The sequence below is a fragment of the Streptomyces yongxingensis genome, assembly GCF_055597465.1.
The window spans coordinates 3,442,644-3,464,208 of sequence record NZ_CM145717.1 but is presented as its reverse complement, the minus strand read 5'-3'; the positions used below and the strand labels follow the sequence as shown (position 1 = coordinate 3,464,208).

At 73.3% G+C, this 21,565-nt stretch carries 2 protein-coding genes and 1 pseudogene; all 3 read left to right on the top strand.

Going from position 1 to position 21,565, the window contains the following annotated elements:
- Positions 1-55 precede the first annotated feature (55 nt).
- Positions 56-6,550: pseudogene (locus ACZ6TD_RS14385) on the top strand (amino acid adenylation domain-containing protein); the annotation flags it as partial.
- The gene (locus ACZ6TD_RS14380; RefSeq protein WP_471354116.1) at positions 6,547-14,439 is read left to right on the top strand and encodes an amino acid adenylation domain-containing protein; all 7,893 of its coding nucleotides are present in this window, start codon (positions 6,547-6,549) and stop codon (positions 14,437-14,439) included. The pseudogene ACZ6TD_RS14385 and the gene ACZ6TD_RS14380, both read left to right, overlap by 4 nt.
- Positions 14,436-21,548, top strand: a complete 7,113-nt coding sequence (locus ACZ6TD_RS14375; RefSeq protein ID WP_471354114.1) for an amino acid adenylation domain-containing protein — start codon at positions 14,436-14,438, stop codon at positions 21,546-21,548. Before ACZ6TD_RS14380 ends, ACZ6TD_RS14375 begins: the two co-directional genes overlap by 4 nt.
- The last annotated feature ends 17 nt before the right edge of the window (positions 21,549-21,565 follow it).

Genomic DNA, 21,565 nt, shown 5'->3' with positions numbered 1-21,565 from the left:
GTACGCCGTTCGTCGAATCCTCCACTAGCCACGCTTTTTTCGAGGTGTTCAGCTCATGTCCGATCGCGTTCCGACCGCCACGCTTCCCGAGCTGTTCGAGGCCCGGGTGCGGGTTTCGGCGGAGAGTGTCGCCGTGGTCTGTGGCGAGGAGTCGTTGTCGTACGGGGAGTTGAACGCGCGGGCGAATCGGCTGGCGCGTTTGCTGGTGGCGCGGGGCGTGGGCGTCGAGGACCGGGTGGGGCTGGTGCTGCCGCGGTCGGTGGATTTGGTGGTGGGCGTTCTCGCGGTGTTGAAGGCGGGGGCGGTGTATGTGCCGGTGGATCCGGGTTATCCGGCGGACCGGGTGGCGTATGTGTGGGAGGACGCGGGTCCGTCGCTGGTGGTGACGGTGGCGGGTGCGGGGGTCGGGGTGCCGGCGGGGGTTCCGCTGGTGGTGCTCGACGACGCCGAGGTCACGGCCGAGTTGGCGGGGCTGGACGGGTCGGATGTGGGGGTGCGGGTGCCGTCGGAGGCGGCCGCGTATGTGATCTACACGTCCGGGTCGACGGGACGGCCCAAGGGGGTCGTGGTGTCGCACGGGAATGTGGTGCGGCTGTTTGAGGCGACGGATCAGTGGTTCGGCTTTGGTGCGGATGATGTGTGGACCCTGTTCCATTCCTTCGCGTTTGATTTCTCGGTGTGGGAGTTGTGGGGTGCGCTGCTGCGGGGTGGGCGGCTGGTGGTGGTGCCGTTCGAGGTGAGTCGTTCACCGGGTGAGTTCTTGCGGTTGCTGGTGGATGAGGGTGTGACGGTGCTGAATCAGACCCCGTCGGCCTTTTACCAGCTGATGCAGGCTGATCGTGAGGCTCCGGACGTGGGTTCCCGGTTGGGGTTGCGGTGGGTGGTGTTCGGCGGCGAGGCGCTGGATGTGTGGCGGCTGGAGGAGTGGTTCGAGCGGCATGGGGACACGGGCCCTGTGCTGGTGAACATGTATGGAATCACCGAGACCACGGTGCATGTGAGTTATGCGGCGCTGGATTCCCGTATCGCGACATCCGGTGCGGGGAGTGTGATCGGGGTCGGAATTCCCGACCTTCGGGTGTATGTGCTCGATGAAGACTTGCGGCCGGTGCCGACCGGTGTCTCCGGCGAGATGTATGTCGGGGGCGCGGGTGTGGCGCGTGGCTATTGGGGGCGTCCGGATTTGACGGCGGGGCGGTTTGTGGCTGATCCGTTCGGTCCGGCGGGGAGCCGGATGTATCGGTCGGGGGATGTGGCGCGGTGGACCGATGAGGGTGTGCTGGAGTTCGTCGGGCGGGCGGATGACCAGGTGAAGGTGCGGGGGTTCCGTATTGAGCTGGGTGAGATCGAGTCGGTTCTGGGGGAGTGCGCTGGGGTTGGTCAGGCGGTGGTGGTGGTCCGTGAGGACCGTCCGGGGGACAAGCGTCTGGTGGCCTATGTGGTTCCGGACGCGGGTGCCGGGGTCGAGGTGAGGGTCCTGCGGTCGCATGCGGCGGGGATGCTGCCCGAGCACATGGTGCCGTCGGCGTTCGTGGTGCTGGAGCGGCTGCCGTTGACGGTGAATGGCAAGCTGGACCGTAAGGCGCTGCCCGCGCCGGAGACGCCGGTGAGTGTGGGTGGGCGGGCGCCGCGTACACCGCGCGAGGAGATCCTGTGTGGTCTGTTCGCCGAGATCCTGGACGCTCCCCGCGTCGGCGTGGAGGACAACTTCTTCGACCTCGGCGGACACTCCCTCCTGGCCACGCGGCTGGTGTCCCGGATCCGCTCGGAGCTGGGCGCCGAGCTGACCGTCGGTGAGCTCTTCGAGGCCGCCACGCCCGCGGGGGTGGCCGAAGCCCTCTCCTCGGCGGCGGTGGCCCGGGACGGCGTGCGCCGCTATGAACGTCCCACGGTGCTGCCCCTGTCCCACGCCCAGCAGCGCCTGTGGTTCCTCGACCGCCTCGAGGACGGTGGCGCCACCTACAACCTGGCCTTCGAGATCACCCTCTCCGGTGCGTTGGACCGGGTGGCGCTGCGGGCGGCGTTGGGTGATGTGGTGGCGCGGCACGAGAGTCTGCGGACGGTGTTCGCGGAGGTGGACGGGGTGCCGCGGCAGGTGGTGCGGTCCTCGGTGGAGGTGCCGTTCGCGGAGTCGGAGGTGTCGCGGGAGGGGCTGGGCGAGGCGCTGAGCGCGGCGGTGGCCCGGCCGTTCGACCTGGCCGACGATGTCCTGCTGCGCGCGGATCTGTTCTCCCTGAGTGAGCAGTCCGAGGCCGAGCATGTGCTGCTGCTGACCATGCACCACATCGTGGCCGACGGCTGGTCGCTGATTCCGCTCTCGACCGACCTCACCGCGGCCTACCGCGCGCGCGTCGCCGGCCGGGCTCCGCAGTGGCCGGAGCTGCCGGTGCAGTACGCGGACTTCGCCCTCTGGCAGCGTGAGGTGCTCGGTGTGGAGGGCGCTGAGGGGAGTGTGTTCGACCGTCAGGTGGGGTTCTGGCGGGAGCGGCTGGCGGGGTTGCCGGAGGAGTTGGCGCTGCCGGTGGATCGTGCGCGTCCGGCGGTGCTGAGCGGGCGTGGGGATGTGGTGGAGTTCGGGATCTCGCCTCAGGTGCACCGGGGGTTGGTGCGGTTGGCGCGGGAGTCGCGGGCGAGTGTGTTCATGGTGGTGCAGGCGGCGCTGGCCGGGCTGCTGTCGCGGCTGGGCGCCGGGCAGGACATCGCCCTCGGCACCGCGGTCGCCGGCCGCAATGACGTGGCGCTGGACGACCTGGTCGGCTTCTTCGTGAACACGCTGGTGCTGCGCACCGATGTGTCGGGCGACCCCTCGTTCCGTGAGCTGCTGGACCGGGTGCGGGAGTCGGACCTGTCGGCCTTCGCGCATCAGGACGTGCCGTTCGAGCGGCTGGTCGAGGTGGTCAATCCGCAGCGGTCGGCCGCCCGCCACCCGCTGTTCCAGGTGATGCTCGCCCTCCAGAACAACCCGGACCCCGAGCTGGACCTGCCGGGCGTCGACGCGCGGATCCGCCAACTGCGCACCTCCACCGCGAAGTTCGACCTGACGCTGGACCTCGTCGAGCGCCACGAGGCGCAGGACACACCCGCCGGGATCGAGGGTGTCGTCGAGTACAGCGTGGATCTGTTCGACCGGGGGACGGTCGAGGGGATGGTGGCGCGGTTTGTGCGGTTGCTGGAGGCGGTGGTGGCGGATCCGGAGGTGCGGCTGGGCCGGGTGGAGATCCTCTCCGAGCGGGAGCGTTCCCGGCTGCTGACGGAGTGGAACGGGCCGGTGCTGGAGGTGCCGGTGCGGTCGCTGCCGGCGCTGGTGGAGGCGCAGGTCGGGCGTACGCCGGATGCGGTGGCGCTGATCGAGGGCGAGGAGTCCTTGTCGTACCGGGTGGTGAACGCGCGGGCGAACCGGTTGGCGCGGTTGCTGGTGGGGATGGGTGTGGGTCCGGAGCGGATCGTGGCGCTGGCGTTGCCGCGTTCGGCGGCGCAGGTGGTGGCGTTGCTGGCGGTGGTGAAGGCCGGTGGTGCGTATCTGCCGGTGGATCCGGACTATCCGGCCGAGCGGATCTCCTACATGCTCGGTGACGCGGACCCGGCGCTGCTGCTGACGGACACTGCCACGGCGGCCGGGCTGCCCGAGGCCGGCGGTCTGACGCGGGTGGTTCTGGACGCGGAGGAGACGCTGGCGCGGGTCGAGGCCCTGGCCGAGACGGATCTGGGCGACGGTGAGCGGCTGGCGCCGCTGTCGGTGGACCACCCGGCGTATGTCATCTACACCTCCGGCTCCACCGGCCGCCCCAAGGGCGTCGTCGTCACCCACCACGGCCTGGCCGCCTTCTCCGGGGCGGAGGCGGAGCGGTTCTTCGTCACCCCCGACAGCCGGGTGCTGCAGTTCGCCTCGCCGAGCTTCGACGCGGCGGTGCTGGAAGTGTGCATGGCCCTCCCGCACGGTGCGGCCCTGGTCGTCCCGCCGCCCGGGCCGCTCGTCGGCGAAACCCTCACCGACGTCCTGGCCGGGCAGCGGATCACCCACGCCCTCATTCCGCCCGCCGCCCTCGCCGGGGTGGCCCCCACGGGCCTGACCGACTTCCGCACCCTCATCGTCGGCGGCGAGGCATGCCCCGCCGAACTGGTGGAGCGCTGGTCGTCCGGGCGCCGCATGGTCAACGCCTACGGGCCGACGGAATCCACCGTCGCCGCCACCACCAGCGGCCCCCTCGCCCCCGGCACCGGAGCCCCGCCGATCGGCCGCCCGGTGTGGAACACCAGCGCCCTCGTCCTCGACGAGCGGCTGCGGCTCGCCCCCGTGGGCGTGGTCGGCGAGCTGTACATCGCCGGTGACGGGCTCGCCCGCGGCTATCTCGGCCGCCCCGGGCTCAGCGCCGAGCGGTTCGTGGCCCACCCGTACGGGCCGCCGGGGGCCAGGATGTACCGCACCGGCGACCTCGTCCGCTGGAGCGCCGGCGGCCAGTTGGAGTACGTCGGCCGCGCCGACGACCAGGTGAAGCTGCGCGGCTTCCGCATCGAGCTCGGCGAGATCGAGACCGTGCTCGCGGGCCACCCGGACGTGGAACGCGCCGTGGTCGTCGTCCGCGAGGACCGCCCCGGCCATCGCCGGCTCGTCGGCTACATCGTGCCCGAGCCCGGTGCCGCGCGACCCGACCAGCAGATCCTGCGCAAGCATGTGGCCGCCGCGCTGCCCGAGTACATGGTGCCGAGCGCGGTCGTGGCACTGGACCATCTGCCGCTGACCCCCAACGGCAAGCTGGACCAGAAGGCCCTGCCCGAGCCCGACCGCACCGCCGCCGCCCCGGGGCGCGCCCCCACCACGGCGCGCGAGGAGACCCTGTGCCGGCTGTTCGCCGAGGTGCTCGGGGTGGCCGATGTGGGCGTCGACGAGAGCTTCTTCGACCTCGGCGGCGACAGCATCGTCTCCATCCAGCTCGTCAGCGGGGCCCGCAAGGCGGGGCTCGTCATCACCCCGCGCGACGTGTTCCGGCACCGCACGGTCGAGGCCCTCGCGGCCGTCGCCCGCGAGGCCGAGGTGACGAGCCGCCCCGCCGCCGGGGACAGCGGCGTCGGCCCGATCCGGGAGACGCCGATCATCGCCTGGCAGCGCGAACGGGGCGGCCCCGTCGACCGGTTCAGCCAGACCATGCTGCTGCGGGTCCCGGCGGACCTGGGGCTCACCCGCCTCCAGGACGCCCTGCAGACCGTGCTGGACCACCATGACGTGCTCCGGATGCGGCTGACACGGCAGACGCCCGAGGCCGGTTGGGTCATGGAGGTGCCCGAGCCCGGCGCCGTCCCGGCCGCGCCCCGCGTCACCCGGGTCGAGGTGGCCGGGCTGGACGGTGACGCCCTGTCCGAGCGCGTCACCGCCGAGTCGGGGCGCGCCCTGGACCGCCTGGCCCCCGCGACCGGCGGCATGGTCGAGGCGGTCTGGTTCGACGCCGGACCGGACCGGCCCGGGCGGCTGCTGCTCGTCCTGCACCACCTGGTGGTGGACGGCGTCTCGTGGCGCATCCTGGTGCCCGATCTGACCGCCGCCTGGCAGGCCGCGGGGGCGGGGAAGGCGGCCCGGCTCGAGCCCGTGGGCACCTCGTTCCGGACCTGGGCCGAGCGCCTCGCCGACGAGGCCCAGAGCCCCCGGCGCACCGCCGAACTCGAGCTGTGGGAGCGGATGACCGCCGCGCCCGAGCGCACTCTCGGCAGGCGCCCCCTCGACCCCGCCCGGGACACCGTGGGCACCGCCAGGTCCCTCACCCTGACGATGGACCCGGAGCGCACCACCGCGGTGCTGACCGAGGTGCCCGCCGCCCTCAGCGCGTCGGTCAACGAGGTCATGCTGACCGCCCTGGCCCTCGCGGTCACCGGCTGGCGCCGTCGGCGCGAAGGCGGTGACAACACCGCCGTCCTCATCGACCTCGAGGGCCACGGCCGCGAGGAGTTCGCCCCGGACATCGACCTCTCCCGCACGGTCGGCTGGTTCACCAGCCTCTACCCCGTGCGGCTCGACCCCGGCCGCCCGGACCCCGAACAGGCCCCCGGAACGGCCGCCCTGAAGCGCGTCAAGGAGCAGCTGCGCGCGCTGCCGGACAACGGACTGGGCTACGGACTGCTGCGCCACCTCAACCCGCACACCGCGCGGACCCTGGCGACGCGCCCCGTACCGCAGATCTCGTTCAACTACCTGGGACGCTTCGCGGCCCCCTCCGACACCGGAGGAGCGGACACGGAGTGGACCGCCGACCCCCTGACGGACGTGCTGGGCGCCGGGGCCGACCCCGGCCTGCCGCTCGCACACTGCCTGGAAATCAATGTGCTGACACAAGACGGCGTGGACGGGCCCCGGCTGGCCGCCACCTGGTCGTGGCCGGACGGTGTGCTGTCCGAGCCCGAGGTGCGGGACCTCGCCGAGGACTGGTTCACGGCACTGGACGCGCTGTCGGACCGGTCCGACCGGTCCGTGAGCGGTGGCTGGACCCCCTCGGACCTTCCGTTGGTGTCGTTGTCGCAGGCGGAGATCGACCTTTTGGAATCCGAGTGGAGGAATTCGTGACCAAGCCGGGACTTGCCGACGTTCTGCCCCTGTCGCCCCTGCAGGAGGGCATGCTCTTCCTCGCCCTCTACGACGAGCGGTCGGTGGACGCCTACACCGTGCAGCTGGGCTTCGACCTCGAGGGCGAGGTCGACCCGGCGGGGCTGCGCGCCGCCGGTGCCGCCCTGCTGCGCCGCCACCCCAATCTGCGGGCCGGGTTCCGGCACGAGAAGCTCAGCCGCCCGGTGCAGGTCATCCCGCACGAGGTGGAACTGCCCTGGTACGAGGCGGATCTGCGGGGCGGCTCGGACGAGGCGCGGCAGACGGCGCTGGACGAGCTGGTCGAGCGGGACCGCACGCGCCGCTTCGACCTCGCGGCACCGCCGCTGATCCGCTTCACCCTCGCCCGGCTCGCCGACGACCGGCACCGCCTGCTGGTCACCCTGCACCACATCCTGCTGGACGGCTGGTCCTTCCCGCTGCTGGTCGACGACCTCTTCGAGCTGTACGCGCGGCGGGGCGACGAGAGCGGGCGGCCCAAGGTCACCCCGTACCGCGACTACCTCGCCTGGCTGTCCCGCCAGGACCGGGACGCCGCGGCCAAGGCGTGGCGCACCGCGCTCGACGGCGTCACCGAGCCGACCCTGCTCGTGCCGGGCGCCGGCCAGCGGGTGGACCGGATGCCCGAGGAGTTCAGCCTGGAACTCCCCGCCGAGCTGACGGAGAAGCTGACGGCGCTGGCGCGGTCGCGGGGCTGGACGCTCAACACGGTGGTGCAGGGCGCGTGGGGTCTGCTGCTGGCGTCGCTGACCGGCCGTGACGACGTGGTGTTCGGCACCACCGTATCCGGCCGCCCCCCGGAGCTCCCGGGTGTCGAGGCCATGGTGGGCCTGTTCATCAACACCCTGCCGGTGCGGGTGCGGCTGGATCCGGCCGAGACGCTGGCGCAGCTCCTCGGACGGCTCCAGGACCAGCACACCGAGCTGATGGACCACCAGCACCTCGGCCTCACCCAGATCCAGCGGGAGACCGGCACCGGCGCGCTCTTCGACACCCTCGCCGTCTTCGAGAACTACCCCTTCGACCCGTCCGGCCTGGACCGGACCGTGGACGGCGTGCGGATCTCCGGCTTCTCCGGCGCCGAGGCCACCCACTACCCGCTGAGCCTCATCGCCTACCCGGGCGAGCGCATCCGGCTGCGCGTCGGCCACCGCCCCGAGCTGGTCGACCGCGCCACGGCCGAGACCGCCGCGGAGCGGCTCACCCGCGTCCTCGCGGCCGTCGCCGCCGACCCCGACCAGCGGGTGGCCGCCGTCGACGCCCTCGCGGCCGACGAGCGCGGACGCGTACTGGTCCGGTGGAACGACACCGCGCACGAGGTGCGGCCCGACACCCTCCCGCGGCTCTTCGAGGCCCGCGCGGCGGCCGTCCAGGACCACCCCGCCGTGGTCTTCGAGTCCACCGAGGTCTCCTACGCCGACCTCAACGCCCGGGCCAACCGGCTCGCCCGCCACCTCATCGCCCAGGGCGTCGGCCCCGAGCGGACCGTGGCCCTGGCCGTGCCGCGCTCGGTGGAGCTGATCGTCGCCCTGCTCGCGGTCACCAAGACCGGCGCCGCCTACCTCCCGGTGGACCCCGACCACCCCCAGGACCGCACCTCCTACGTCCTCTCCCAGGCCCGGCCCGCCCTGGTGCTCACCACGGCGGCCACCGCCGGTGGTCTGCCCACCACGGCCGCGCCCGTCCTGGTCCTGGACGCGCCGGAGCAGGCCGAGGCCCTGGCGGGTCAGGCGGACACCGACGTGGCGGACGCGGAGCGCACCGCGCCGCTGAGCCCGGACCACCCCGCCTACGTCATCTACACCTCGGGCTCCACCGGCCGCCCCAAGGGCGTCGTCGTGCCGCACCGGGGCATCGTCAACCGACTCGCCTGGATGCAGGGGCAGTACGGGCTGGCCGCGGACGACCGGGTGCTCCAGAAGACCCCCGCCGGGTTCGACGTGTCGGTGTGGGAGTTCTTCTGGACCCTCACCGAGGGCGCCACGCTCGTCGTCGCCCGCCCCGGCGGCCACAAGGACCCGGCGTACCTCGCGGACCTGGTGCGCGATCAGGGCGTCACCACGCTCCACTTCGTCCCGTCGATGCTCCAGGAGTTCCTCCAGGAGCCGGCCGCCGCGCGGTGCGCCGGGCTGCGCCGCGTCATCTGCAGCGGCGAGGCGCTTCCCGACCCGCTCCGCGAGCGGTTCTTCTCCGTCCTGACGACGGCGGAACTGCACAACCTGTACGGCCCCACCGAGGCGTCCGTCGACGTCACCTACTGGCAGTGCGAGGCCGGACACACGCCCGGCCCGGTGCCCATCGGCCGCCCGGTCTGGAACACCCGGACCCTGGTCCTGGACGCCATGCTGCGCCCGGTCGCCCCCGGTGTCGCGGGCGACCTCTACCTCGCGGGCGCGCAGCTCGCCCGGGGCTACCTCGACCGGCCCGATCTGACGGCCGAGCGCTTCGTCGCCGACCCGTACGGCCCGGCGGGCAGCCGGATGTACCGCACCGGCGATGTGGCCCGCTGGACGGACGAGGGGGTCCTGGAGTTCCTCGGCCGCGCCGACGACCAGGTGAAGCTGCGTGGCTTCCGCATCGAGCTCGGCGAGATCGAGGCCGCCCTGACCGGCCATCCGCGGATCGCCGCGGCGGCCGTCGTGGTCCGCGAGGACCGGCCCGGGGACCAGCGGCTGGTGGCCTACGTGGTCGCCGCGGACCCGGCGGACACCCCCGACACCGCGGACCTGCGCGCCCACCTGGCCGCGGCGGTGCCCGAGTACATGGTGCCGCCGGCGTTCGTGTCCCTGGACCGCCTGCCGGTGTCCGCCAACGGCAAGCTGGACCGCAAGGCCCTGCCCGCCCCCGACGCCGTCACCGGCGGTGCGGGGCGCGCGCCGCGCACACCGCGCGAGGAGATCCTGTGCGGTCTGTTCGCCGAGGTGCTGGGCGTGGACCGGGTGGGCCCCGACGACGACTTCTTCGCCCTGGGCGGGCACTCGCTGCTGGCCACGCGCCTGGTGTCGCGGATCCGCTCCGCGCTGGGCGTGGAACTGGCCGTGGGCGCGCTCTTCGAGGCGCCCACCGCGGCCCGGCTGGAGACCGAGCTCGCCCACGCGGGCGACGCGCGGCCGGGGGTGCGCCCGTATGTGCGCCCCGAGGTGCTGCCGTTGTCGCACGCCCAGCACGGCCAGTGGGTGATCAACCGCATCGAGGAAGGCTCCTCGGCGTACCACATCCCCTACGCCACGCGCCTGTCCGGTGCGTTGGACCGGGTGGCGCTGCGGGCGGCGTTGGGTGATGTGGTGGCGCGGCACGAGAGTCTGCGGACGGTGTTCGCGGAGGTGGACGGGGTGCCGCGGCAGGTGGTGCGGTCCTCGGTGGAGGTGCCGTTCGCGGAGTCCGAGGTGTCGCGGGAGGGGCTGGGCGAGGCGCTGAGCGCGGCGGTGGCGCGGCCCTTTGACCTCGCGGACGAGGTTCTGCTGCGCGCGGATCTGTTCTCCCTGACCGGGCAGTCCGAGCAGTCCGAGAGCGAGCATGTGCTGCTGCTGACCATGCACCACATCGCCTCGGACGGCTGGTCGCTCAGCCCGCTCGCCCGCGATCTGTCCGCCGCGTACACCGCCCGGCGCGCGGGCCGTGCGCCCGTGTGGCCGGAGCTGCCGGTGCAGTACGCGGACTTCGCGCTGTGGCAGCGTGAGGTGCTCGGTGTGGAGGGCGCCGGGGGGAGTGTGTTCGACCGTCAGGTGGGGTTCTGGCGGGAGCGGCTGGCGGGGTTGCCGGAGGAGTTGGCGCTGCCGGTGGATCGTGCGCGTCCGGCGGTGCTGAGCGGGCGTGGGGATGTGGTGGAGTTCGGGATCTCGCCGCGGGTGCATCGGGGGTTGGTGCGGTTGGCGCGGGAGTCGCGGGCGAGTGTGTTCATGGTGGTGCAGGCGGCGCTGGCCGGGCTGCTGTCGCGGCTGGGCGCCGGGCAGGACATCGCCCTCGGCACGGCCGTCGCGGGCCGTACGGATGAGGCCCTGGACGACCTGGTCGGCTTCTTCGTGAACAGCCTGGTGCTGCGCACCGACGTCTCGGGCGACCCCTCGTTCCGTGAACTGGTGGACCGGGTGCGGGAGTCGGACCTGTCGGCCTTCGCGCACCAGGACGTGCCGTTCGAGCGGCTGGTCGAGGCGATCAACCCGCAGCGGTCGGCCGCCCGCCACCCGCTGTTCCAGGTGATGCTCAACCTCCAGAACAACCCCGAGCCGGAGCTGGCGCTCGACGGGGTCACGGTCGAGCCGCAGCCCGTCGACGTGGCCGTCAGCAAGTTCGACCTCAGCGTCGACCTGACCGAGCGCCACGGCGCCGACGGTGCCGCCGACGGCGTCCACGGCGAGATCCGCTACAGCGTGGATCTGTTCGACCGGGGGACGGTCGAGGGGATGGTGGCGCGGTTTGTGCGGTTGCTGGAGGCGGTGGTCGCGGATCCGGAGGTGCGGCTGGGCCGGGTGGAGATCCTCTCCGAGCGGGAGCGTTCCCGGCTGCTGACGGAGTGGAACGGGCCGGTGCTGGAGGTGCCGGTGCGGTCGCTGCCGGCGCTGGTGGAGGCGCAGGTCGGGCGTACGCCGGATGCGGTGGCGCTGATCGAGGGCGAGGAGTCCTTGTCGTACCGGGTGGTGAACGCGCGGGCGAACCGGTTGGCGCGGTTGCTGGTGGGGATGGGTGTGGGTCCGGAGCGGATCGTGGCGCTGGCGTTGCCGCGTTCGGCGGCGCAGGTGGTGGCGTTGCTGGCGGTGGTGAAGGCCGGTGGTGCGTATCTGCCGGTGGATCCGGACTATCCGGCCGAGCGGATCTCCTACATGCTCGGTGACGCGGACCCGGCGCTGCTGCTGACGGACAGTGCCACTGCCGCGGGGCTGCCCGAGGCCGGCGGTCTGACGCGGGTGGTTCTGGACGCGGAGGAGACGCTGGCGCGGGTCGAGGCCCTGGCCGAGACGGATCTGGGCGACGGTGAGCGGCTGGCGCCGCTGTCGGTGGACCACCCGGCGTATGTCATCTACACCTCCGGCTCCACTGGCCGTCCCAAGGGCGTCGTCGTCACCCACCGCTCCCTGTCCGACTACCTGGACTGGACGGGCCGCTCCTACCCGAGCGCGGCCGGTGCGGCGCTGCTGCACTCGCCGGTCTCCTTCGACCTGACGGTGACCGCGCTCTACACCCCGCTCGTCGTCGGCGGCGCGGTGCACCTCGCCGCGCTGGAGGAGGACCCCGCCGCCGAGCGGGCCCTGGCCGGTCGCCCGGTGACCTTCCTGAAGGCCACCCCCAGCCATCTGCCGCTGCTCGCGGCCCTCCCCGACGCGTTCTCGCCCGACAACGAGCTGCTGCTCGGCGGCGAGGCCCTCTTCGGCGAGGCGCTCCAGGACTGGCGGGCCCGCCACCCCGGGGCCACCGTGCTGAACGTGTACGGGCCCACCGAAGGGACCGTCAACGTCGCGGAGTTCCGTATCGAGCCCGGTGACGAGGTTCCGTCAGGACCCGTGCCGATCGGCCGCCCGCAGGGCAACGCGCGCCTCTACGTCCTGGACGAGGGGCTGCGGCTCGCCCCGCCCGGAGTGACCGGCGAGCTGTACATCGCGGGGACCGCCCTGGCCCGCGGCTACCTCAACCGTGCGGCGCTGACGGCCGAGCGCTTCGTCGCCGACCCGTACGGCGCGCCGGGCGCCCGGATGTACCGCACCGGTGACCTCGCCCGCCGCCGCGCCGACGGCAACCTCGAGTACGTCGGCCGCGCCGACGACCAGGTCAAGGTGCGCGGCTTCCGCATCGAGCTGGGCGAGATCGAGACCGTGCTCGCGGGCCACCCGGAGGTGGAGCGCGCCGTGGCCGTCGTCCGCGAGGACCAGCCGGGCGAGCGGCGCCTCGTCGGCTACGCCGTGCCCGCCGCGGGCGCCCGCCCCGACCCGGCGGCGCTCAGGACCCGGGTCGCGGACGCGGTGCCGGACTACATGGTGCCCGCCGCGGTCGTCCTGCTGGACGCGCTGCCGCTGACCGCGCACGGCAAGCTGGACCGGGCGGCGCTGCCCGCGCCGGACTTCGCCGCCACGGTCACCAAGCAGGGGCCGCGCACCCCGCAGGAGGAGGTCCTCTGCGAGATCTTCGCGGATCTGCTCGACCTGTCCGAGGTCGGTGTGCACGACAGCTTCTTCGACCTCGGCGGCGACAGCATCATCTCCATCCAGCTCGTCAGCCGGGCCCGCAAGGCCGGGCTCTCGCTCACCCCGCGGGCCGTCTTCCAGCACAAGACGGTCGAGGCCCTGGCGGCCCACGCGGGCACCGTCGGCAAGCGCGTGAGTAAGGGGACCGACACCGGCGTCGGCTCGGTGCCGCTCACCCCGATCATCCACCGGCTGCGCGACCGCGGCGGCCCGATCGGCAAGTACGCCCAGTCGGTGCTGCTGCAGGTCCCGGCCGACCTCGGCGAGGAGCTGCTGGAGACCACGGTGCAGACCGTGCTCGACCACCACGACGCCCTGCGGATGCGGCTGACCCGCCCCGAGGGCGGCGGCGAGTGGTCGCTGGAGGTGCCGACGCGCGGCACCGTGCGCGCGGCCGAGTCCCTCACCCGGGTCGACGTCACGGGGCTGGGCGCGGAGGCCCTCCAGACCGCCATCGAGAGGGAGGCGGAGACCGCCTGGGCGCGGCTCTCCCCCGAGCAGGGGCGGATGCTCCAGGCGGTCTGGTTCGACGCGGGCCCGCGGAGCTCCGGCCGGCTCCTGGTGATCATCCACCACCTGGTGGTGGACGGCGTCTCCTGGCGCATCCTGGAGACCGACCTGGAGGCGGCCTGGCAGGCGGCCAAGGAGGGACGCCCGGCCGAACTCCAGCCGGTCGGCACCTCGTATCGGCGCTGGGCCGAACACCTGGTGGCCTCCGCGTACACCCCCGAGCGGGTCAAGGAGGTTCAGCTGTGGTCCAGCACCCTGGACGTGCCGGACCCGCTGCTCAGCGACCGGCCGCTCGACCCGTCGCAGGACATGAACCACACCATGGGCGGGCTGTGGCAGATCCTGCCGCCGGAGCTGACCGGGCCGGTGCTCACCAAGGTCCCGGCGGCGTTCAACGCGGGCGTCAACGACGTGCTGCTCACCGCGCTCGCCCTGGCGGTCGCCCACTGGCGGCGCTCGCGCGGCGGTGAGGACCACCCGGCCGTCCTCGTGGACCTGGAGGGACACGGCCGCGAGGAGTTCACCGACGGTGTGGACCTGTCCCGGACGGTCGGCTGGTTCTCCAGCATCCACCCGGTGCGCCTGGACCCCGGCCCGCTCGACTGGCGGGAGGTCCTGGCGGGCGGACCGGCCCTCGGGGACGCGCTCAAGCGCGTGAAGGAGCAACTGCGCTCCATCCCCGACAACGGCCTCGGCTTCGGGCTGCTGCGCCACCTCAACCTGGACACCAAGCCCGTCCTGGCCGGCTTCCTGCCCCGCCAGATCGGCTTCAACTACCTCGGCCGGTTCGACATGGCGGGCCGCGCGGAGTACGCCGACTGGGCCGCGGCGCCGGAGAAGGCCCCCGGGTTCTCCGACCAGGACGCCCCGATGATGTACGCCCTGTCCCTCAACGCGGTCACCGAGGACCACGCCGACGGCCCCCGCCTGCGGGTCGCCTGGGCCTTCCCCGGAGCGCTGTTCCGCGAGCCCGAGGTCAAGGAACTCAGCGAGGTCTGGGCGCAAGTGCTCCAGGCCCTGGTCACCCATGTCGAGGGCGGCGCCTCCGGCGGCCACACGCCCTCGGACCTGCCGCTGGTGTCGCTGAGCCAGCAGGAGATCGACGAACTCGAGGACGAGTTGGACGACGACGAGCTCGACGAGGAGTGGGGGATCACCCGGTGAAGCAATCCCGGATCGAGGACGTACTGCCCCTGGGGCCGTTGCAGGAGGGACTGCTGTTCCACGCCCTGTACGACACCGAGGGGATCGACCCCTACACCGTGCAGAGCGTGTTCCACCTCGAGGGCGACATCGACACCGAGGCCCTCAAGGCCGCCGGACGGGCCCTGCTGAAGCGGCACGCCGTGCTGCGCGCCGGGTTCCGGCACAAGGGCGGGGAGCGCCCGGTGCAGGTCATCCGGCGCGAGGTGCCCCTGCCCTGGCAGGAGCACGACCTGAGCACCATCGCGGACGAGGAGCGGCGCGAGGACGCGGTGCGCCGCGTCGTGGACGAGGACCGCACCCGCCGGTTCGACATGGCCAGGCCGCCGCTCATGCGGTTCACCCTGGTCAGGATGGGCCCGCGGGACCACCGGCTGGTGCTGACCAAGCACCACATCCTCATGGACGGCTGGTCCTCGCCGATCGTGGCGGGCGAGTTCTTCGAGCTGTACGCCCGGGGCGGGGACGCCTCGGGCCTGCCGCCGGTCACCCCGTACCGCGACTACCTCGCCTGGCTGGCGGACCAGGACACCGCGGCCGCCGAGGCGGCCTGGCGCACCGCGCTGGCGGATCTGGCCGAGCCGACCCTGCTCGCGCCGCGCGCCACCGGCCACGCCGAGGTGGTCCCCGAGGAGCTGAGCGCGTCGCTGTCCGCCGAGCTGACCGAGGGCCTGACGGCGCTCGCGCGGTCGCGGGGCTGGACGCTCAACACGGTGGTGCAGGGCGCGTGGGGTCTGCTGCTGGCGTCGCTGACCGGCCGTGACGACGTGGTGTTCGGCACCACCGTGTCCGGCCGCCCTCCGGAGATCCCGGGGGTGGAGACGATGGTGGGGCTGTTCATCAACACCCTGCCGGTGCGGGTGCGGCTGGACCCGGCCGAGACGCTGGCGCAGCTCCTCGGACGGCTCCAGGACCAGCACACCGAGCTGATGGACCACCAGCACCTCGGACTCACCCGGATCCAGGGCCTGGCCGGTGTCGGCACCCTCTTCGACACCCTCGTCCTCTTCGAGAACTACCGGGTGGACTCCGGGACGGTGGAGTCCTCCCTCGCCGGCGCCCGGGTCACCGGCGGTTCCGGCCGCGACGCCACCCACTACCCGCTGAGCCTCGCCATGGCCCCCGGGCCCACGATGCTGCTCAAGGTGGGCTACCGCCCCGATGTGTTCGACCGCGCGACGGTCGCCTCCCTGGTCGACCGGCTCACCCGGTTCTTCGAGGCGGTGGTCGCCGACCCCGGGCAGCTCGTCGGGCGGGTGGACGCGCTCGACCCCGCCGTCCGCCGCAAGGTGCTGGTGGACTGGAACGACACCGCGCGCGAGGTGCCCGCCACGACCCTGCCCGGGATGTTCCGGGAGCAGGTGGCGCGCACCCCGGACCACCTCGCGGTGGTGCACGGCGACACCGCCCTCAGCTACGCCGAGCTCGACGAGCGGGCCAACCGGCTCGCCCACCACCTGATCTCGCTGGGCGCGGGCCCGGAGAAGCTGGTGGCGCTGTCGCTGCCGCGCAACCACCGCACCCTGGTGGCCGTCCTCGCGGTGCTCAAGTCGGGCGCCGGGTATCTGCCCATCGACCCCAAGTACCCGGCCGACCGCATCGCGTACATCGTCCAGGACGCCGCTCCGGCGCTGGTGCTCACCGAGTCCCGAGTCGACGCGGCCCTGCCCGCCACCGGCCACCGGGTGGTCGTCCTCGACGACCCCGAGGTCGAGCGGGCCCTGGAGAGCGCCCCGGCGACCGATCCGGCCGACGGCGACCGCGGCCACTCGCCGCACCCCGCCTCGCCCGCGTACGTCATCTACACCTCGGGCTCCACCGGGCGCCCCAAGGGTGTCGCCGTGCCGCACCGCGCGGTGGTCAACCTCGCGGCCTGGGCGCGCACCGCCCTGGGCCCCGAGCGGCTGACCCGGCTGCTGTTCACCACCTCGCTCAGCTTCGACGTCTCCGTCTTCGAGATGTTCGGGACGCTGATGTCGGGCGGCACCCTGGAGGTCCTGGACGACCTCCTGGCGCTGGCCGAACGGCCCACCGCGCAGCTGCCCGGCACCGTGGTCAGCGCCGTGCCCTCGGCGCTGGCCCAACTGGTCGGCCAGGGGGACGTACGGCTCACCGCGGACACGGTGCTGCTGTGCGGCGAGCGGCTGGGCACCCAGGCCGCCGTGGACATCCAGAAGACCCTGTCGGCGGGGCGGCTGTCCAATGTGTACGGCCCCACCGAGGCCACCGTCTACGCCACGGCGTGGGACACCGACACCCCCGTGGAGTCGGCGCCGCCCATCGGCCGCCCCCTGCACAACTACCGGGCGCTGGTCCTGGACCGCTGGCTGCGGCCGGTCGCCCCCGGCACCGACGGCGAGCTGTACCTCGCCGGGGAGGGCGTGGCCCGGGGCTATCTGAACCGGCCGGGCCTCACGGCGGAGCGCTTCGTCGCCGACCCGTACGGACCCGCGGGCAGCCGGATGTACCGCACCGGGGACCGCGCCCGGTGGACCCCCGACGGCCTCCTGGAGTGCCTCGGCCGCACCGACGACCAGGTCAAGCTGCGCGGCTTCCGCATCGAACTCGGCGAGATCGAGTCGGTCATGGCCGCGCACCCCGGCGTGGGCCACGCGGCCGCGGTCGTCCGCGAGGACCAGGAGGGCGACCGGCGCCTGGTCGGCTATGTGGTCGCCGACCCCGGGAGCCGCCCCGACGTCGCCGCGCTGCGCACCCGGCTCGCGGCCACCCTGCCCGAGTACATGGTGCCGTCGGCGTTCGTCACCCTGCCCGAACTGCCCATGACCGCCAACGGGAAGCTGGACCGCAAGGCGCTGCCCGCCCCGGAAGTGGCCGGGGCGTCGGCCCGCCCGCCGCGCTCCCCGCAGGAGGAGATCCTGTGCGGGCTGTTCGCCGAGGTCCTCGGCGTGGAGCGGGTCGGCGTGGACGACAACTTCTTCGACCTGGGCGGGCATTCGCTGCTCGCCACCCGGCTGGTGTCCCGGGTGCGCTCGGCGCTGGGCGTGGAGCTGGCCATCCGCTCGCTGTTCGAGGCCGCCACCCCGGCCCGGCTCGCGGGCCTGCTGGCCGGGGCCGGAGCGGCCCGTACCCCGCTGACCGCGCAGCCGCGGCCCGCGGAGCTCCCGCTGTCCTTCGCCCAGCGGCGGCTGTGGTTCCTCGACCGCCTCGGCGACGACCGCGGCGCCTACCACATCCCCACCGCGATGCGGCTCGCCGGCGAGGTGGACACCGGCGCCCTCGAGGCCGCCCTGCGCGACGTCGTCGCCCGGCACGAGAGCCTGCGGACGGTGTTCCAGGAGACCGACGGGGTGCCCCGGCAGGTCGTCCTGGAGTCGGCCGAGATCTCCCTCGTCCACTCCGAGGTGCGCGAGGAGGAGCTGGCCGACGCCCTCAACGCCGAGGTCACGGCCCACTTCGACCTGGCCGCGGCGATCCCCGTACGGGCGCGTCTGTTCACCCTGGGCGAGACCGACCACGTCCTGCTGGTGACCATCCACCACATCGCCTCGGACGGCTGGTCCATGGGCCCGCTCGCCCGCGACCTGTCCACGGCCTATGTGGCACGGCTGCGCGGCGACGCCCCCGACTGGCGCGAACTCCCGGTGCACTACGCGGACTTCACCCTCTGGCAGCGCGAGGTGCTGGGGGACGAGGCCGATCCGGACAGCCCGATCGCCCGCCAGCTCGCCTACTGGAAGGAGAGCCTGGACCGGCTCCCCGAGGAGCTGGCCCTGCCCGCGGACCGGCCCCGGCCCGCCGTCGCCTCGGGCCGCGGCGGCGCGGTGGTCTTCCGGATCGACCCCGAACTGCACGCCTCGCTCGCCCAGTTGGCGCGGGCGGGCCGGGCCACGCTGTTCATGGTCCTCCAGACCGGCCTCGCCACCCTGCTCGACCGGCTCGGCGGCGGCACCGACATCCCCATCGGCACCCCGGTCGCGGGCCGCACCGACGAGGCGCTGGATGACCTGATCGGGTTCTTCGTCAACACGCTCGTGCTGCGCACCGACACCTCGGGGGCGCCGACCTTCAAGGAGCTGATCCAGCGGGTCCGGGAGCGGGACCTGAGCGCGTTCGCCCACCAGGACGTCCCGTTCGAGCGGCTGGTGGAGGTCCTCAACCCGGAGCGGTCCCAGGCCCGCCACCCGCTGTTCCAGGTGCTGCTCACCCTGCAGAACACCGCGGACACGGACGTGGTGCTGCCCGGCCTGAACGCCACGCCGCAGCCGGTGGCGGTGGACATCAGCAAGTTCGACCTGAGCCTGGAGCTCAGCGAGGAGCTGCTCGCCGACGGCGGCGCCGACGGCATCGACGGCGTGCTGCGCTACAGCACGGACCTCTTCGACCACGGCACCGCCGAGGCGCTCGCCGAGCGGCTGGTCCGGGTGCTGCGGACGATGGCCGCCGCCCCCGACACCTCCGTCGCCGACGTCGACGTGCTGACCGCCGAGGAGCGCGAGCGGATCCTGCGGGGCTGGAACGACACCGCCCACCAGGTGCCCGCCACCACCCTGCCCGCGCTGTTCGAGGAGCGGGCGGCCCGCACCCCCGACCGGCCGGCGCTGGTCTTCGAGGGCACCACCCTCGGCTACGCGGAGCTCAACGCGCGGGCCAACCGCCTGGCCCGGCTGCTCATCGAGCGCGGAGTGGGCCCCGAGGGTTTCGTCGGCATCGCCGTACCGCGCTCGCTGGAACTGGTCGTGGCGCTGCTCGCGGTGGTCAAGACCGGCGCGGCCTATGTGCCGGTGGACCCCGGCTACCCGGCCGACCGCATCCGCTTCATGCTGGAGGACGCGGCCCCGGCGCTGCTGCTGACGACCACGGAGACGGCCGCCGGACTGCCCGTCGGGGAGTCCGTGCCGGTTCTGGCGCTGGACGCGCCCGGCACCCTGGACACCCTCGCCGGGCTCCCGGAGGGCGATGTGTCCGACGCCGAGCGGCGCGCACCGCTGCACCCCGCGTCGCCCGCGTACGTCATCTACACCTCCGGCTCCACCGGCCGCCCCAAGGGCGTGATGGTGCCGCACGAGGGCATCGTCAACCGGCTCGCCTGGATGCAGGCGCGCTACGGCCTGGGCCCCGAGGACCGGGTGCTGCAGAAGACCCCGGCGGGCTTCGACGTCTCCGTCTGGGAGTTCTTCTGGCCGCTGCTGGAAGGCGCGGCGCTCGTCGTCGCCCGGCCCGAGGGCCACAAGGACCCCGCCTATCTGGCCGAGTTGATCCGGGCGGAGGGCGTCACCACCGTCCACTTCGTGCCCTCGATGCTCCAGGTGTTCCTCCAGGAGCCGGGCGCCGCCCGGTGCACCGGACTGCGGCGCGTCCTGTGCAGCGGCGAGGCGCTGCCCCGGGAGCTCCAGGACGAGTTCCTGCGCACTCTGGACGCCGAACTGCACAACCTGTACGGCCCGACCGAGGCATCGGTGGACGTCACCTCCTGGGAGTGCGAGCGTGACTCCGCGCCGGGCCCGGTGCCCATCGGCCGGCCGGTGTGGAACACCCGGCTGTACGTGCTCGACGACGCGCTGCGCCCGGTGCCGCCCGGCGTGCCCGGCGATCTGTACCTGGCGGGCGTCCAGCTCGCCCGGGGCTATCTGGGCCGCCCCGGCCTGTCGGCCGAACGGTTCGTCGCCGACCCCTTCTCCGCCGACGGCGGCCGGATGTACCGCACCGGGGACGTCGCCCGCTGGCGGCCCGACGGCGCGCTGGACTTCCTCGGCCGCGCCGACGACCAGGTGAAGCTGCGCGGCTTCCGGATCGAACTGGGCGAGATCGAAGCGGTGCTGGCCCGCCACGCCGAGGTGGCGCACACCGCGGTCGTCGTCCGCGAGGACCAGCCCGGCGACCGGCGCCTGGTGGCGTACGTCGTCGCCCCGGCGGCCGGTGGCGCGCCGGACCCGGCGGCCCTGCGCGACCACCTGGCGGCCGAGGTGCCCGAGTACATGGTGCCGTCCGCCTTCGTGACGCTGCCCGAGCTGCCGCTGACCCCCAACGGCAAGCTGGACCGCAAGGCGCTGCCCGCCCCCGAGGCACCGGCCGTCGCCGAGGGCCGCGCCCCGCGCAATGTGCGCGAGCAGATCCTGTGCGGTGTGTTCGCGGACGTCCTGGGGCTGCCCCGGGTCGGGATCGACGACAACTTCTTCGAACTGGGCGGCCATTCGCTGCTCATGGTGCGGCTGGCCAACCAGGTGCGGCTCGCCTTCGGCGTGGACCTCACGATCCGGACCGTCCTCAACACCCCGACCGTCGCGGGCCTGGCCGAGCGGCTGTACGAGCTGGACCACGGCGACGACCTGGACGTCCTGCTGCCCATCCGGCCGCAGGGCTCCCTGCCCCCGCTGTTCTGCGTCCACCCCGGCACGGGCGTCGGCTGGCCCTACACCCGGCTCATCCCCGAGGTGGACCGCGACCGGCCCATCTACGCCTTCCAGGCCAGGGGGCTCCGGGACCTCACCGAACTGCCCGGGTCCATCGAGGAGGCCATCGAGGACTACCTCGGGACGATCCGGGAGATCCAGCCGCACGGCCCCTACCACCTGCTCGGCTGGTCCCTCGGCGCGCCCATCGCCCAGGGCATCGCCACCCGGCTCCAGGCGTCCGGCGAGGAGGTCGCCCTGCTGATGAGCCTGGACGGCTATCCGATGGACGCGGCGCCGGTCAACGCCGAGCCGTGGAGCCAGCAGCAGTTCCTCCGGGACCTGCTGGAGGTCGCGGGCATCGACCTCGGCCACGACGGCCCCCTCGACCGCGACGAGGTGATGGAGGCCATCCGCGAGGAGGGCTCGCCCTTCGCCACGCTCAGTGCGGCCCAGTCGGAGAACATGTTCCGGATCTACCGGAACTTCGCCGTGGTGAGCGAGGCGTTCACCCCCGACCGGTTCACCGGCGACATGGTCTTCTTCCGCGCCGCCCGCTCCAGCGAGGAGCTCGGGCTGCACCCGCACACCTGGGACCGGTACGTGGACGGCCGGGTCGAGGTCCACGACATCGAGTGCGTCCACGGCGAGATGACCCAGCCGGTGGCCATGCGGGTCATCGGGCCGATCCTCCGGGAGCGGCTCCGCACCGGCGACTGAGCCCGGCCCTTCCGCTC